Origin of the sequence: Cryobacterium sp. PH31-L1 (genome assembly GCF_030063145.1) — a bacterium.
Taxonomy (GTDB): Bacteria; Actinomycetota; Actinomycetes; order Actinomycetales; family Microbacteriaceae; genus Cryobacterium.
The window spans coordinates 355,275-372,106 of the sequence record NZ_JASISM010000003.1; the positions used below are offsets into that span (position 1 = coordinate 355,275).

The following is a 16,832-nucleotide window of genomic DNA, read 5'->3' on the forward strand; positions in this document are numbered from 1 at the left end:
TAACCATTGTCTGCAACAGGAGGATCTACCGCATGAGCGCCTTTCGACGCCCCGTACGCCGCCGACTACCCGTTGCCATCATGGCCGTGGCGGCCTGCGCCGCTCTCGTGGTCGCACCCATCGTGTCGGCGGTGCCCCCGGTATCCGCTGCTGTCGTCGCGGCACCCGTGACCTACAACTCCACTGCTTTTGACGATACCGACCCGTACTTCGACCTGGCGCCGCTCGGCAGCTACGAGACCGGCACGTTTGACAAGTCCGCCGCCGAAATCGTGACCTACCACGCCGCGAGCAAGCGACTCTTCGTGGTCAACGCGGCCCAGGGCGCGGTCGATGTGCTGAGCATCGCCGAGCCGACGAACCCGGTCAAGCAGTTCTCGCTCGTCGCCGCGGAAACTGCAATCAGCGGCGGTGGAACCGTCCCCACCGGCGCGGTCGCCAACTCGGTAGCCGTTCGCGCCGACGGCCTCGGTGCAATGGCGATCGAATCGCCCACGAAAACGGATGCCGGCTGGCTCGTCTTCTTCAACGTAAACGCCGCAACCCCCACCATTCTCGGAGCCGTCACGGTCGGCGCACTGCCCGACATGGTCAGCATCTCGGCCGACGGCAAGTACGCGGTCTCGGCGAACGAGGGCGAGCCGAACGACCAGTTCACCGTCGACCCCGAGGGGTCGGTCAGCGTCGTCACGCTTCCTGGTGGCATCTCAGCGCCGGCCCAGTCGGACGTCGCCTCAGCCGATTTTCACGACTTCGAGGCCGGCGGCTCCAAGACTCTTGGCGCCGACGTGCGCATCTTCGGACCGACTCCCCAAGCGGGCTTTCCGGTCTCGCGCAACCTCGAACCCGAGTATGTCGCGATCGACCCGAACCGCCTCACCGCCTACGTGGCGCTGCAGGAAGCCAACGCGGTCGCGGTGGTTGACCTCGTCACGGCCGAGGTCACCGAAGTGCGTTCGCTCGGCTTCCAGGACCACGGCATCGACGGCAAGGGGATCGATGCCTCCGATAAGGATTCGACCGTCAATATTCAGACCTACCCCGGCCTGAAGGGCATGTACATGCCCGACGGAATCAATGCCTACACGGCAGAGGACGTGACCTACCTCGTCACCGCCAACGAGGGTGACGCCCGCGAGTGGGGCAGCTACGCAGATGGTGTGCGCGCAGAGGACCTCACGATCTGCACAGACAGTGCCCTCTTCGGCAAGAATACCGATGCCGAAATGGGTCGGCTGAACGTGTCCATCGAGGACGGCTACAACGCCGTCGACGACTGCTATGACGAGCTCTACTCCTTCGGCTCGCGCTCCTTCTCCATCTGGAACACCGACGGCGACCAGACCTTTGATTCCGGCGACGACTTTGAACAGATCACCGCCGCGGCCAACCCCGACTACTTCAACTCCAACCACAGCGAGTCCGACCTCGAAGGCCGCAGCGATAATAAGGGCCCCGAGCCGGAGAACCTCGCGATCGGCGCCATCGACGGCCGCACCTACGCCTTCATCGGTCTCGAACGAGTCGGCGGCATCATGGCCTACGACATCACCGACCCGACCAACGCGCAGTTCGTGACCTACATCAACAACCGCGACTTCACCGTCGACGCCACCAACGACCTGTCGGGCGCCGGCGACCTCGGCCCGGAGGGCGTCACGTTCATCTCAGGCGCCGCCTCGCCGACCGGTGAGCCGATGCTCGCCGTGGGCAACGAGGTCTCGGGCACGACGACGATCTTCTCGATCAACGTCATCCCCACCGAAATTCAGGTTCTCGGCATCAACGACTTCCACGGTCGCCTCGAAGTCAACGCGCGCAACCAGGAGGCCGGCGCGGCCGTCCTGGCCGGAGCCGTTGCCCAGCTGAAGACGGAAAACCCGAACACACTGTTCGTTTCGGCCGGCGACAACATCGGAGCCTCGACCTTCACATCTTTCTCGCAGCAGGACGAGCCGACGATCACGGCGCTTCTCGCAGCGGGGCTGGACGCATCCGTTGTGGGTAACCACGAGTTCGATGCGGGCTGGGACGACCTCAGCGGCCGCGTCCGGTCATCGTTCGGCGACCCGCGCTACGCACTCGGCGCCAACGTCTACCTGAAGGGCACGACCACCCCGGCACTCGATGAATACTGGGTCAAGGACGTCGACGGAGTGCGCGTCGGCTTTATCGGTATTGTCACGGCAGCTACCGCGTCGCTGGTCTCCCCTGCCGGCATCGCCGACATTGAGTTCGGCGACCAGCTCGAGGCTGCCAACCGCGTGGCAGCGCAGTTGCAGGACGGCAACGCGAACAACGGCGAAGCCGATGTCATCGTGCTGCTCACCCACGAGGGTGGTGTCGGAACCGACTGCGCCGCGATCGTTGATGCAGATACACTCTACGGCGATCTGATTCGCGGAGCCTCGACCAATATCGATGCGATCCTCTCCGGCCACACCCACGCCACGTACAACTGTTCCTACCCGGTCGACGGCTGGACCGACGGACTGGAACGCCCGGTCATGCAGAGCGGCCAGTACGGCATGAACCTCGACCAGCTGAAAATCTCGGTCGAGCCGGCGTCCAAGAACGTCGTCTCCATGACCAGCGCCCTGGTGGACCTGCACAACGGCACGACCGGCCTCTACCCGGCCGACGCCACCGTGGCGCAGATCGTGACGGATGCCACGGCCCAGGCTGACATCGTCGGCTCGGTCGAAGTCGGTGCCATCAGCGCCGACATCACGCGTGCTCACAACGGCGCAGCAGAGGACCGCGGTTCGGAATCGAGCCTCGGTAACCTCGTCGCCGACATTCAGCTCTGGGCCACCTCGAACGCGAGCTTCGGTGGTGAACCGGCCGAGATCGCGTTCATGAACCCTGGCGGCGTGCGTACCGACCTGGTGTATGGCGACGCCGGCAAGGTGACCTACAAAGAGGTCGCCACCGTGCAGCCCTTCGCCAACACCCTCGTCACGATGGACCTCACCGGTACCCAGCTGCGCGCGGTGCTCGAACAGCAGTGGCAGGCCAGCCGCGCCAAGCTGCACCTCGGTGTCTCGGAGGGGTTCAGCTACCTCTATGAGCCCGACGCCGCGCTGGGCGAGCACATCGTCGGAATGTCAATGAACGGTGTGACCATCGCCCCGTCCGACGTATTCCGCGTGGCGGTGAACTCGTTCCTGGCCTCTGGCGGCGATCAGTTCACAACCTTCGCCGCCGGAACCAACACCGCGGACACCGGCCAGGCCGACCTCGCCGCGACGGTCGCCTACTTCGAGGAGCACCCGCTCGTCGACCCGGCATCGCTCGGCCGCGCGGTACCGGCCGGCACCGACTGGGCCAGCATCGATGTGGGTGACGCCGTCTTCGCCCCGGGCGAGCGCGTCACCGTCACGGTCTCCGGGCTGAACCCCGGCCAGGAGATCACCGGCACGCTCTACTCCACGCCGGTGAACCTCGGCACCTTCGCGGCCAACGCCGCCGGAGTCGCAACGTTCTCCGCCGTGATTCCGGCCAGCACGCCGGTCGGCGCGCACACGCTTGTGATCAGCTCGGTCGGCCTGGAGTCGATCAGCCTCGCGGTCACCGTTGTTGCAGCGGCGAGCACGAGCGGCCTGGGTGCTATCCCGGCACTCGGCGCGTCGCTCGCCCCGGCTGGCCTCGCCGCGCTGCTCCTGTTGCTCGGCGGCGGCCTGCTCCTGTCCCGTCGCAAGCGCACGGCCCTGCAGGCGTAAGCCTGTCTGCATAACGCAGCCGCGCCCGATCTGGGTAGCCGCTACGGTAACTAACGAACCGTCGTAGCGGCTACCCAATCGGGGGCGGTCAGGCTTGTCGCGGATGCGGGGCGACACGGGACCAATGCGCGACGGCCGAGGGGTGGCGCCGCTAGACCGGCGCGAGGGGCTCGAACGGGCGCGGCGGCTCCAACGGGTCGGACTCGGTGGGTTTGGCCACCTTGCTCACTGCTCGGTCGAGGGCTGCGCGCACCACGACGACGCCAGGCCGCTGCGCGCTCGACCGGCGGGCGGCTGAGAACAGGGTGCGGTGCGGGGTGCCCGGCAGGTCGTGCAACTGAACGGCCGGCATGCGCCCGGCCCAGACCAGGTCGGGCAGAATGCCCACCGCGTTGCCCGATTCAATCAAGCGGATGTGCGCGATCAGGTCGGCGGTTTCGAACCGAACATCCGGTTCGAACCCGGCCGACCGGCACAGCTGCGTGGCCCACTGGCGTGACGCCGTGCCGATCGGTTCCATAACCCAGGGCAGGCCGGCGGTCTCTTCGAGGGTTGCGGCGCTGACTCGGGAGGAGTCTTCGGGCGGCACCGCGAGTCGCAGGGCATCCGTCGCCAGGTTGATTCGGTCGAGGTCGGGCCAGTGCGCACGGGTGTGGCCGGGATACTGCTCGGCCAGCACGAGGTCGAAGTCGCGCGCGGCCACCTCGAACAGGCCTCGCTCTGGCTCGCGCTCGGTCACTTCGACCCGCAGCGCCGGGTATTCCTCGGCGAGAAACGTGAGCGCCCGCGGAATGACGGCGAGGGCGGCCGACTGGAACACCGCCACCCGCACGGTGCCCGACACCGTGGTGGTACTGGCCCGCAGGTCGGCCTCGGCAAGTTCGAGCCGCTCCAGCAGGTGGGTGGTGTGCTCTACCAGAATCTCGGCCTGCGGGGTGAGCTGCACCCGCCGCCCCACCTTTTTCAGCAGCACGACGCCGGCTTCTTTTTCGAGCAGCGCGAGCTGCTGCGACACCGCGGATGGGCTGTAGGCCAGCGCTGCTGCGACCCCGGCGAGGGTGCCGCGAATCTTCAGTTCCCGCAGCAGTCGGAGCCGTCGCAGATCCAGCATCCGCTGCCCCTTACACCCATCGAACGACCCAAAACCAAATCATTAGAAATTGTAACGAATATCATGCATAAACATTTGCTTTTGCTAAATATAGGCTGGCCTCAGACTTGAATCACCCGAGCAACCCAACCGCGAACGAAAGACTAGTCTCGTGACCATGACCAACGCCTCCACCCGCCCCGCCAACGAGGATTTCAGTTCGGAGGTCGTCAAGCTCGTCAAGAAATGGCTTGACGAAAGCGCCACCATTCCAGCGGATGCTGCGGCCGAGCGGCTCGCCGGCGTGCTCAAGGACCCGAACGGCCTGGACTTCACGGTTGGCTTCGTTGACGGCGTCATGCGCCCCGAAGACAAGATGGTGGCCGGTTACAGCCTGCAGAAGGTTGCCAAGAAGGCGCCCGGTTTTCTGCCGGTACCCATGCGCGCGGCTATCGGCCTCGGTGGCATTCTCGGACCGGTGCTGCCCTGGGTCGTCATTCCTGCTGCCCGCACCGTGCTGCGCCAGATGGTCGGCCACCTCGTCGTCGACGCCACGCCCGACAAGCTCGGCCCCGCGCTCGTTCACCTGAAAGAGGGCGGCAACCGCCTCAACATCAACCTGCTCGGTGAGTCCGTACTCGGTGAGAAGGAAGCGCTCGAACGCCTCGAAGGCACCAAGCGCATCCTCGAACGCCCCGATGTTGACTACGTCTCGATCAAGGTGTCGTCGATCGCCAGCCAGCTCTCGATGTGGGCCTTCGACGAGACCGTCGCCCGCGTGATCGAACGCCTGACGCCGCTGTTCGAGTTCGCCGCAGCCTCCGCTACCCCCAAGTTCATCAACCTGGACATGGAGGAGTACCGCGACCTCGACCTCACGATCGCGGTGTTCGAGGGCCTGCTCGACCAGCCGCAGCTCGCCCAGCTCGAGGCCGGCATCGTGCTGCAGGCGTACCTGCCCGACGCCCTGAGCGCGATTCAAGGTCTCACCCACTGGGCCCAGAACCGCCGCGCCGCTGGGGGAGCCCCGATCAAGGTGCGTCTGGTCAAGGGCGCCAACCTCGCCATGGAACACGTCGACGCCGCCGTGCACGACTGGCCGCTCGCTACCTTCGGCACCAAGCAGGACAGCGACACAAACTACAAGCGGGTGCTCGACTGGGCGCTCACCCCGCAGAACACCGACGCCGTCAAGCTCGGCATCGCCGGCCACAACCTATTCGACGTGGCCTGGGCGCACCTGCTCAGCGTTGCCCGTGGCGTCGACGACAAGGTCGAGTTCGAGATGCTGCTCGGCATGGCCACCGGACAGGCCCAAGCAGTGCGCAAGGACGTCGGACAGCTGCTGCTCTACACACCCGTCGTCGACCCCTCGCAGTTCGACGTGGCCATCAGCTACCTCATTCGCCGGCTCGAAGAAAACGCGAGCCAGGAGAACTTCATGTCGGCCGTGTTCGAGCTGACCAGCAACCCCGAGCTGTTCGACCGCGAGAAGGCCCGTTTTCAGGCCTCGCTCGACGCCCTCGACGACCGGGTTCCCGCGCCCAACCGCGTGCAGGACCGCTCCAGCAGCTACGACCTCGATCGCCTTGCCGCCGCCCACACGGATGCCCGCGCTCACGACACCGAGACCGCCCCCGACGCCGACCCGCAATTGACCGGCGTGCTGCTCGGCATCACCCGCGGCTCCGTGCCCTCGCACTCGACCTTCCACAACGAACCCGACACCGACCCGTCGCTGCCCGCCAACCGGGCCTGGGGCCGACGGATTTTGGCCCGCGCGGATGCATCCGTTCTCGGCACCGAGACCATCGAGGCCGCCGCCGTTCCCGACGAGACAGCCCTCAACCTGATCATCGAGGGCGTGCTCGAGGCGGGAGCAGTCTGGGGGCAGAAGACCGGCGCCGAACGCGCCGCGGTGCTGCACCGCGCGGGCCTGGCGCTCGCCGCCAATCGTGACCGCCTGATCGAGGTCATGGCCAGCGAGTGCGGCAAGACCATCACCGAGGGTGACGCCGAGGTGAGCGAAGCGGTGGACTTCGCCCACTATTACGCCGAACGTGCCAAGGATCTGGACCGCGTGCAGGGCGCCATCTTCGTTCCCTCGAAGCTCATCGTGGTCACGCCGCCGTGGAACTTCCCGACCGCCATCCCGGCAGGCGGCGTGCTCGCCGCTCTCGCCTCCGGCGCCGGCGTCGTCGTCAAGCCCGCCACCGTCGCGCAGCGCACCGGTGCCGTTGTGGTTGAAGCGCTCTGGGAGGCCGGTATCCCGCGCGAACTCCTCGCTCTGGTCAACCTGCCGCACCGTGACCTCGGTGCCAAGCTCATCGCGCACCCCGCGGTGAACCGCGTCATTCTCACCGGCGGTTACGAGACCGCTGAGCTGTTCCGCGGTTTCCGTCACGACCTGCCTCTGCTCGCCGAGACCAGCGGCAAGAACGCCATCATTGTCACGCCCTCGGCCGACTTCGATCTCGCCGCCGCCGACGTTGTGAAGAGCGCCTTCGGCCACGCCGGCCAGAAGTGCTCCGCCGCCAGCCTGGTGATCCTGGTCGGATCAGTCGCCAAGTCGGAGCGGTTCCTCGGCCAGCTGGTCGACGCCGCAACCTCGATCAAGGTCGGCCCGGCGAGCGACCCGGTGACCCAGATGGGCCCGATCATGTCGCCGGCCGACGGCAAACTGCTGCACGCCCTGACCACGCTCGGCGCCGAAGAGAAGTGGTTGGTCGAACCGAAGCAGCTCGACGACACCGGCCAGCTCTGGTCTCCGGGCATCCGCACCGGCGTCGCGCCCGGATCCTACTTTCACCTCACCGAGTTCTTCGGCCCGGTGCTCGGCGTGATGCACGCGCGCAACCTGGAAGAAGCCATCCGCTTTCAGAACGCGGTCGACTTCGGCCTGACGACAGGGCTGCACTCGCTCGACGCCGACGAACTGGCCCTCTGGGTCGACACGATCGAAGCCGGAAACCTCTACGTCAACCGCGGCATCACCGGCGCCATCGTGCAGCGCCAGCCGTTCGGCGGCTGGAAGCGCTCAGCCGTGGGCGCCGGTACCAAGGCCGGCGGACCGAACTACCTCCTCGGTCTCGGCAGCTGGGTCAACGAGCCGGGCCGGAACAGCTCGACGCTGCACCTGCGCGGCCTCGAACAGCGCGTAACCGACATCATCGAGGCCAGCCAGCCGTTTCTCGACTACGCCGACTTCGACGTGCTGCGCCGCTCGGCCGTGAGTGACGCCCTGGCCTGGCGCGAGGAATTCAACGTCGTGCGCGATGCGACCGGCCTCGAAGTGGAGCGCAACCTGTTCCGCTACCGCGCGCTGCCGGTCACCGTGCGCCTGACCGAGAGCGGAACGCTCGCCCAGCTGCTGCGCGTGATCGCCGCCGCGACCCTGTCCACGTCACGTTACGACGTGTCGAGCAGCGTTCCGGTGCCGCCCGCCGTGCGCAATATCCTCGCTCAGCGTGAGATCCCGGTGCTGGTCGAAACCGACGAGGAGTGGCTGGCCCGCGCCCGCTCGGGCGGGATCGCGGCCAGCCGTGTACGTCTCATCGGCAGCGACCCGGTGCTGGGAGCGCGAGCGGAGGCATCCGCTTTGGCCGAAGCGGTCAATGGCAGCCCCGACATCGCGGTGTACTCGAACGCTGTCACCCAGGCCGGACGCATCGAGGTTTTGCCGTTCCTGCGGGAACAGGCCATCTCGATCACCGCACACCGCTTCGGCAACCCGAGCACGCTCTCCGACGGCGTGATCTGACCCGGTTGGCCTGTGTGCCCCCCGCGGGCACACAGGCTACGTGCGGTTTACATACAGATTCGTGGGGCAGACTCTAACGGGACGTATGATTACCGCTGTCCACAATTCGACAGGGGTTCACGCTTGAACGGAAACGCGACGACGACGCACCGAAACGTCGCTTTGTTGTCGGTCGCGAGTCTCATGGCGCCGCTCATCACGACGTCGGAAGAGATCGACCGACGTCTGAAGCCGGTGTTGACGCGCCTCAAACTGCCCACCGGGCTGCTCCAGCGGGTTGCCGGAGTGTATGAGCGCCGCAACTGGGGGCCGAACGAGACCTTCGACGACGCCGCGGTCAAGGCCGGCAAGATTGCCTTGCGCGAGGCCGGCATCAAGCCGAGCGACGTGGGCCTGCTGATCAATACCTCGGTCACCCGCAAGCACCTCGAACCCTCCGTCGCCGTGCGTATCCACCACGGACTCGGCTTGCCGTCGTCGGCGATCAACTTCGACATCGCCAACGCCTGCCTCGGCTTCGTCAACGGCATGACGCTCGCCGCCCAGCTCATCGACAGCGGGCAGATCAAGTACGCCGTGATCATTGACGGTGAAGACGCCGATGAGATCCAGACCAACACGATCGACCGCCTCGGTCGCCCGGGCATCAAGCGCAAAGACTTCATGAGCGAGTTCGCGAGCCTCACCCTCGGATCCGGCGCCGCCGCTGCCGTGCTCGGCCCAGCGGATGCCCACCCCGCCGGACACCGCATCCTCGGCGGGGTCACCCGCGCGGCGACCCAGTTCAACGGATTGTGCGTCGGCAGCGTCGACGGTATGTTCACCGACGCCAAGGCGCTGCTCAAGGGCGGCATGGAACTGGTCGTCTCGGCCTGGACCGAGGCCAAGCGCGACTGGAGTTGGTCGAACATGGACCGCTACATCGTGCACCAGGTTTCGGACGTGCACACCAACGCCATCGTCAAGGCCACCGGTATGGACAAGGCGAAGGTGCCGCTGACCTACCCGACTCTTGGAAACGTTGGACCGGCATCGATTCCGATCACGCTTTCCCAGGAGGCGTCGAAGCTCAAACCGGGCAACCGGGTGCTGCTGATGGGCGTCGGCTCTGGCCTCAACACCGCCATGATGGAACTCGTCTGGTGAGAGTCGCTGCCCGACACCCCCCTCGCCTCCTGCGAGATGCCAATTTCGGCCCCATGAACGGTCCAACCACCCACGAGATGCCACATTCGACCCCATGGAACGGCGCCAAGGGGCCGAAGTTGGTCTCTCGTGAAAACCAAGGGGCCGCAAGCGGCTTCTCGGGCTCAGAAGGAGTGTGACCGAGATTCGCGCAACCGCAGCTTCCCGTCTTCCGCGCCCACGGCCGGCCGAGGCGACCCTGCCGCCATCCGGGCTGGCCGGGCTGAAACCCGAGTGGTCGCGCCTGGTCGAGGTCGCCGAGAGTGGGTCTTCCGCGTCTCACGGATGGCACCTGCTCGACAATGGGCCGCAGCTCGACGCGCTCGGCGTGATTCCGGTCGGCACCATCCTGTGCGTGCACGGCAATCCCACCTGGTCGTACCTTTGGCGAGGGCTGCTGGCTGCAGCAACGGATGCAGCACAGTCGGGCGCGCCCGCCTGGCGCGTGATCGCCGTCGACCAGCTCGACATGGGATTCTCCGCGCGTACTGGAGGGTTCCGCCCGCTCGCCCGTCGGGTGCAGGACCTCGGCGACCTTACCGACTCCCTCGATCTGGCCGGCCCGGTGATCACGCTCGGTCACGACTGGGGCGGAGTCGTCTCGCTCGGCTGGGCCGTCGACCATCCCGAACTGCTGGCCGGCGTGATGCTGCTGAACACTGCGGTACACCAGCCCGCCGGCGATAAGATTCCGGCGCCCCTGCGGCTCGCGCTCGGGCGTGGAATCCTCGGACCTGCGACCGTGGCGACGCCCGCGTTTCTGGCCACGACGCTGAATCTTGCGCATCCGCCGCTGTCGGCCGAGGTGAAGCGCGGCTACAGCGCGCCGTACCTGACGGGCGAACGCCGCGGCGGCATCGGCGGGTTCGTCGCCGATATTCCGGTCGCGCCGGGGCACGAGAGCCGGGCTGAACTCGACCGCATCGCCGAGGGCGTGCGCGTGTTGGCCGTGCCGGCGCTGCTGCTCTGGGGCCCCCGGGATCCGATCTTCAGCGACCGCTACCTCGACGACCTGGTTGAACGGATGCCGCACGCTCGCGTTCACCGGTTCGAGGGTGCCGGGCACCTGCTCGCCGAAGACGCAGACTACGCCGCCGCCGCGCTGCTCTGGCTCGGGGACGCCCTTGAGCCCGGTCTCCTCGACTCGGTTCACGCAGAGACGTCGCGTTCCCGGAATGGCGATCTCGACAAGCTTGATCAGCGGAGGGGGGCGCCTGGCGCGCTATCCGCCGCGACGTCGGGACTCGAGGCCGTCGCGGTGACTGCACCAGTGTCGTTGGTCGAGCTTGTCGAGACCGCCGTCTCGCGTGCCGAGCCGGGCGCGATGACTGCACCAGTGTCGTTGGTCGAGCTTGTCGAGACCGCCGTCTCGGATGTTGCGCCGGTCTCGGCGGCTGCACCATCGTCGTTGGTCGAGCCGGTCGAGGCCGCCGACGGCGGACCGGCAGCCGCGTGGCAAGCCGCGGGGACGCATCCGCTCTGGCACTATCTCGACGTCCTCAAAGACTCCGACGAGACCGCCCTCGTCGACATGCAGCCGGCCCCGCGCACCGTCAGCTGGCGGTTGCTCTCTCGGCGCGTGCGCCAGATCGCAGCCGGTCTCGTGCACATCGGCGTCAAACCCGGCGACCGCGTCTCCCTCCTCGTACCGCCGAGCGCCGACCTCACCGCGGTGCTCTACGCCTGCGTGCGCATCGGCGCGATCGTCGTCGTAGCGGATGCCGGCCTCGGCCTTCCCGGCCTCACCCGCGCCGTGCGCGGCGCCCGCCCGGACTTCGTGATCGGGGCCGCTCCCGGCCTCATGGCCGCGCGCGCACTCGGCTGGCCAGGCCGAAAAATCTCGGTTGCCCGATTCCCGGCACCGATGGCACGGCTGCTCAGTATCGAGCACACCCTGGCCGGGCTGATTCAGCTGGGCCAGGCCCGACTCGAATCCGGCGACTTACTCCCGGTTGAACCCCGGCCAAGCGACGCGGCCGCCGTGCTGTTCACGTCCGGATCGACCGGACCGGCCAAGGGCGTCGTGTACACCCACGGGCAGCTCTCCGCCGTGAGCAACGCCCTCTTTGTGCAGTACGGCGTTGGCGTTGGCACCGGCCTCGTCGCCGGATTCGCCCCGTTCGCCCTACTCGGCCCGGCTCTCGGCGCCCGCTCGGTCACCCCCGATATGGATGTCACGGCGCCCAAAACCCTCACCGCAACCGCGGTCGCCGCCGCCGTCGCCGCGATCGACGCAACCGTCGTCTTCCTCTCGCCCGCGGCCCTCGTGAACGTCGTCGCGACCGCCGACGCGCTCACCCCAGCCGATCACGCCGCCCTCGACGGGGTGCAGCGCTTTCTATCAGCCGGTGCACCCATCTCGGAGAGCCTGCTCACTCAGGCCGCCGCACTCATGCCGGGAGCGACAGCGCACACCCCCTACGGCATGACCGAGGGCCTGCTCATGGCCGACATCACACTCGACGGCATTCGCGCCGCCGCGGCGAGCCTGGCCAGGCCAGCGGATGCCGCGGCGCACGACGACGAGTCCGCCAGACTCCCCGAGACGGCGGTCTCGACAAGCTCGACCAGCGGAGCGGGTGCGGCCGCGCCGGCTGAAGGCGAGCAACTATCGGCCGTGAACCCGGCCGGGGGAGTCTGCGTCGGTGGGGCGACCGCGACCACACGCATCCGAATCAGCGCGCTCGACGCGAGAGGGGCATCCGTTGGTGAACTCACGGAAGAGCCCGACCTGACGGGGGAGATCGTCGTGTCGGCGCCGCACGTCAAGGACCACTACGACCGGCTCTGGCTCACCGAGCGCGCCTCGCGGCGCGGCGCTGTGGTGGGCGAACGCTGGCATCGTACCGGCGATGTCGGTCACCTCGACGGTGCAGGCCGGCTCTGGGTGGAGGGCCGTATGCCGCACGTCATCGTGACGGCTGACGGCGTCACGACCCCGGTCGGGCCGGAGCAGCGCATCGAAACCCTGCCCGAGGTTTTTCGGGCGGCCTTCGTCGGTGTTGGCCCGCTCGGCACCCAGCAGCAGGTCGCCGTGATCGAAACGGTACCGCCGGCCCGGCGGGTGCACCGCGCTGCGGAGCCCCTCGCTGCCGCCGTGCGCGCCGCGGTGGGCTCGCCAGTCGCCGCCGTGCTGGTGGTGCCCGGCCTGCCGACTGATATCAGACACAACTCCAAGATCGACCGCAGCCGGCTGTCGCGCTGGGCCACGGGCATCCTCTCTGGCGGCAAGTGGGTCAAGCCGTGAGAGTGCTCGTCACCGGGGCCAGCGGTTTTCTCGGTCGCGCCGTCGCTGAGCGAATCAGCGCGGCCGGGCACGAGGTGCGCACCTTTCAGCGGCGGCCATCGGGCTTGACCGGCGTCGAAGACGTGCACGGCTCGATCACGACCCCGCCGGATACCCCCTACGCCGGGCTCGCCTACGCGGTGAGCGGTATGGACGCGGTCGTGCACCTCGCCGCGAAGGTCTCGCTCACCGGTGACCCGGCCGAGTTCGAGGCGGTCAATGTTGGGGGCACCCGCACCGTGCTGCAGGCCTCTCAGCAGGCCGGCGCCTCCCGTTTCGTCTACGTCTCGTCGCCGTCGGTCGCCCACGCCGGTTCGTCGATCATGGGCTCAGACGCCCTGCCGGCCTCGCCCGAGCAGGCCCGCGGCGATTACGCCCGCACCAAGGCGCGGGCCGAACTGCTCGCGCTCGCCGCCGATGCTCCCGGATTCAGCGTGGTCGCCGTACGGCCGCACCTGGTCTGGGGCCCCGGCGACACCCAGCTGATCGACCGGATCGTCGACCGCGCTCGCCGCGGACGGCTGCCGTTGCTCGGGCACGGGGCGGCGCTCATCGACACGACCTATGTCGACAATGCGGCGTCCGCGATCCACGCGGCCCTCGACGCGGCGCCAACGGTGCACGGCCAGTCCTACGTGATCACCAACGGTGAACCGCGCCCGGTCGCTGAGCTCCTCGCCGGAATCTGCGGGGCGGCCGGCGTGGCCGCGCCCGCGTGGCGGGTGCCGGCATCCGCTGCCCGTGCTGCCGGTTCGATCATCGAGGCGATCTGGCGGCGGCGCCCCGGAGCCGACGAACCGCCGATGACCCGGTTTCTGGCCGAGCAGCTCTCGACCGCGCATTGGTTCGACCAGCGCCGCACCCGCGCCGACCTGGCCTGGACTCCGGTCGTCTCCCTCGACGAGGGCTTCGCCCGCCTGGCGACCCACTACCGCGCCGCCAGGTAGTCCCACCCGCTAGCCCCGCCCGTGTTGTGCACGGGGCCCGGGCCCGGAACGCAGGCCAAGTTTATAGCCTGGGCCCAGGCACCGGGCCTGGGCCCCGAGATGTGCCGGCGGTGGCTACGCGCGGATGCCGAGGGCCGCGCGCGCAAACGCGAGCGCCTCCTCGGGGTCCACACCCAACTGCCGCGCCCGGCCGGCGAACAGGGCTGCGGCGACCTGCACCTGCTGCTCGGCGGCATTGCCGCTCGCGGCGATGAAGGATCCGTTGCGGCCGCGCGTTTCGATGACCTCGTCTCGCTCGAGCTCCCGGTAGGTGCGGGCCACGGTGTTGGCGGCCAGCCCCAGGTCTTCGGCGAGCTTGCGCACGGTCGGCAGCTTGTCGCCGGGAGCGAGATCGCCCGACTGTACCGCGGCGAGCACCTGCACCCGTAACTGTTCGTACGGCGGCGTGGCCGAACGCGGATCGACCAGCAGCATCATGCCGAGGTCTCCGTTCGATTGTCCTCGCCAGGCTGATCGTCGACGGCACCGCGCCCGCGGCGGCGATCCAGCTCAACAGCCGTTTCGGGCCAGAGCCGCCGCAGGTAGTGCGTCGTGCTGCGATTGCGCAGGCTGGTGATGGTCCACGCGGTCACGACCCCGAGCAGCACCGGCCCCATGACCGTGAATGAATTCACCAGGATCTCACTGACCCAGCCTTCGGTCGGAAGCTTGATTTCCCAGCTCAGCGATAGAAACAGCACGCCAGTGCTGACGGCGGCGATGATGCCCGGAATATAGACCAGGCTGCGCAGGGTCGTGCTGCGAAAGGCATCGCTCCAGGCCAGCTCGATGAAGGTACTGGCTGGTTGGCCTCGGCCGAGCAGCGCGCCGGCCGCCGCCCAGGTCACCAGACTGGTGAGGGCTGCTAAAGCGAGCAGCAGCCCGGCCGGCCAGAGAATTGATCGCACCGAGACGGAATCAAAGACCCGATCCGGGTTGATGGCGATGACCCCGAGCACGGCGATATATCCGAGCGTGGCCAGCGTCAGCAGACCCAATGAGAATGTGCGGTCGAGCCGCGTGACGTAGTCGGCCAGTCCCGGTGAGGCGCTGCGAGCGAGGCGTGGTGCCTCAGGCACCGGAGCGAATGCCGAGCGGGAATCGTTGACGATTATCGCGATCATTGGCACGACGATCATCGCGACACCGACCAGGAGTCCGTTCCAAGGACTCTGGCTACTGTCCGTCACCACGAGCGCCGCGACTCCCACGACGAGTCCGACCATCGACCCGACGCTGCCGGCACGTTCGCGGCGGTACAGCCGCAGGGACAGCTCGGCCACGATCTCGGGAACTAACGCGAGGCCGACCTGTTGGGAGTAGGCATTGAGCATCCGCTTGCGCGGTTCGGCACGCGCGCTTCGAATCAAGCGGATGCCGATGCCCGCCGCCACCAGGGCGGCAGCGATGAGTAGTACCGGATCCACAAAACCCTCCTTTTGTGTGTATTTTGTACCAGAGTAGCAATACAAAACTCCGGACGCAAGGCCCGGCTCAGGAGTCGGAACTGCGATTCAGGGCATCCGTGACGAGAGTGAGGGCCTCGGCCGGGCTCACTCCGAGTTGCTCGATGCGGGCAGCGAATGCGTCGGCTGCTGCCTGGGCGTGCCGCTCGGCCGCATCACCGTTGGGCGCGATGAATGAACCGAACCGACCGCGCGTTTCAATCACGCTGTCGCGCTCGAGTTCGCGATAGGCGCGAGCGACAGTGTTTGTTGCCAGACCGAGCTCCGCGGCGAGAGCGCGCACGGTCGGCAGGCGGGTGTCGTGTTCCAACTCGCCGGAGCGCACGGCAGCAATCACCTGGCTGCGCAACTGCTCAAACGGTGGCGTGCTCGAGTGTGAATCAATGGCAATAAAAGAAGCGGGCACGGGGCTCTCCGTTCAAACGTTATGAGCAATTTTGCCTCGCTACAACGAATGCCGCAACAGCATACCCACGGTACGTTCCCCGGGGATGTTTCCGAGAGCGGGTGAACGGTTGCGTCAACATCACCGAAGCACCCGTTTCCCCGCTTTCGCGGGGCAGCGTAGGCTCGGGGGCATGACCTTTCCGGCCGATATCCCCGCCGATCTCGCCGGGCTGGTGCCGACCCTGGTCGGCGTTCTGTTGCTGCTCGCGGTGGTCGCGACCGTGTTGCGGGTCTATCGCACCCAACATCCGTTCGCGCCGGCGCTCGCCCTGTTGCGCGGAACCCTGCAACTGGCCGCGATCAGCCTCATCCTCAGCGGAATCATCAACGACCCACTCTGGGTCGGCGTCGGATTGCTCGTCATGTTCGCGGCGGCCGTCGGTACTGTCACCCGCCGTATCGGCTTCAGTCGCACGCACCTGATTCGCGTGGCTGCGGCGATGGCTCTCGGTGTGAGCGTCACTCTCGCCATCGTGTTCACGACCGGGGCAATTGAATTCTCACCACGCTACGTGCTCGCGATCGGCGGCATCATCATCGGCAATGCCATGTCGATCGCGACGCTCAGTGGTCGCCGCTTCTCCGAGGCGGTCGGCGATCACTGGGAAGAAGTGGAGGGCTGGCTTGCGCTCGGGGCCACGCCGCGGCAATCCACGCGCGACCTGGCGAGGCAGTCCGTCTACTTCGCCATCATCCCGTCCACCGACCAGACCAAGACGACGGGGCTGGTCACGTTGCCGGGAGCGTTCGTCGGCGCGATTTTCGGTGGAGCCTCGCCGTTGGAGGCCGGGAGGTTTCAGATCGTCGTGCTCGCCGGCATCCTCTGCGCCGGGTCGCTTGCGGCGGTCACCCTGCTGCACCTGATCTCGCCGGTGCGCCAAAAACCGTAG

Annotated in this window: 10 protein-coding genes; 6 read left to right on the forward strand and 4 right to left on the reverse strand. The window is 67.5% G+C overall.

From position 1 onward, the window contains the following. Positions 1–32 precede the first annotated feature (32 nt). Entirely contained in the window at positions 33–3,722 is a 3,690-nt protein-coding gene (locus QMF22_RS08445) for a choice-of-anchor I family protein (protein WP_283452345.1), read from the forward strand. Between the two features lie 151 nt (positions 3,723–3,873). Here QMF22_RS08445 and QMF22_RS08450 read toward each other — a convergent pair whose 3' ends face one another. Beyond that, positions 3,874–4,833: a LysR family transcriptional regulator gene (locus QMF22_RS08450; protein ID WP_283452347.1), complete on the reverse strand. Its 960-nt coding sequence runs from the start codon at positions 4,831–4,833 to the stop codon at positions 3,874–3,876. 157 nt (positions 4,834–4,990) lie between these two features. On the opposite strand from QMF22_RS08450, the gene QMF22_RS08455 reads away from it, so the two are divergent. The 4 genes from QMF22_RS08455 (at position 4,991) to QMF22_RS08470 (ending at position 13,990) form a co-directional block, all read left to right on the forward strand. Beyond that, positions 4,991–8,572 (forward strand): proline dehydrogenase family protein, encoded by a 3,582-nt coding sequence (locus QMF22_RS08455; protein WP_283452657.1) that lies wholly within the window; start codon positions 4,991–4,993, stop codon positions 8,570–8,572. A gap of 123 nt (positions 8,573–8,695) precedes the next feature. Beyond that, positions 8,696–9,718, forward strand: a complete 1,023-nt coding sequence (locus tag QMF22_RS08460) for a 3-oxoacyl-ACP synthase III (RefSeq protein WP_134344924.1) — start codon at positions 8,696–8,698, stop codon at positions 9,716–9,718. A 175-nt stretch (positions 9,719–9,893) separates the two neighbouring features. After that, positions 9,894–13,004: an alpha/beta fold hydrolase gene (locus tag QMF22_RS08465; protein ID WP_283452350.1), complete on the forward strand. Its 3,111-nt coding sequence runs from the start codon at positions 9,894–9,896 to the stop codon at positions 13,002–13,004. Beyond that, the gene (locus tag QMF22_RS08470; protein WP_283452351.1) at positions 13,001–13,990 is read left to right on the forward strand and encodes an NAD-dependent epimerase/dehydratase family protein; all 990 of its coding nucleotides are present in this window, start codon (positions 13,001–13,003) and stop codon (positions 13,988–13,990) included. The genes QMF22_RS08465 and QMF22_RS08470 overlap by 4 nt, the downstream gene beginning before the upstream one ends. Before the next feature lie 114 nt (positions 13,991–14,104). Here QMF22_RS08470 and QMF22_RS08475 read toward each other — a convergent pair whose 3' ends face one another. The 3 genes from QMF22_RS08475 to QMF22_RS08485 form a co-directional block, all read right to left on the reverse strand. Then, complete coding sequence (locus QMF22_RS08475) at positions 14,105–14,467, reverse strand: GntR family transcriptional regulator (RefSeq protein ID WP_349357084.1); 363 nt, start codon at positions 14,465–14,467, stop codon at positions 14,105–14,107. Continuing rightward, the gene (locus tag QMF22_RS08480) at positions 14,464–15,456 is read right to left on the reverse strand and encodes a hypothetical protein (RefSeq protein ID WP_283452352.1); all 993 of its coding nucleotides are present in this window, start codon (positions 15,454–15,456) and stop codon (positions 14,464–14,466) included. The genes QMF22_RS08475 and QMF22_RS08480 overlap by 4 nt, the downstream gene beginning before the upstream one ends. A gap of 67 nt (positions 15,457–15,523) precedes the next feature. After that, positions 15,524–15,901, reverse strand: a complete 378-nt coding sequence (locus tag QMF22_RS08485; RefSeq protein WP_283452353.1) for a GntR family transcriptional regulator — start codon at positions 15,899–15,901, stop codon at positions 15,524–15,526. A 172-nt stretch (positions 15,902–16,073) separates the two neighbouring features. Here QMF22_RS08485 and QMF22_RS08490 point away from each other — a divergent pair, with 172 nt between their 5' ends. Then, on the forward strand, positions 16,074–16,832 hold the full coding sequence (locus QMF22_RS08490; protein ID WP_283452354.1) for an ABC transporter permease: 759 nt from the start codon (positions 16,074–16,076) through the stop codon (positions 16,830–16,832).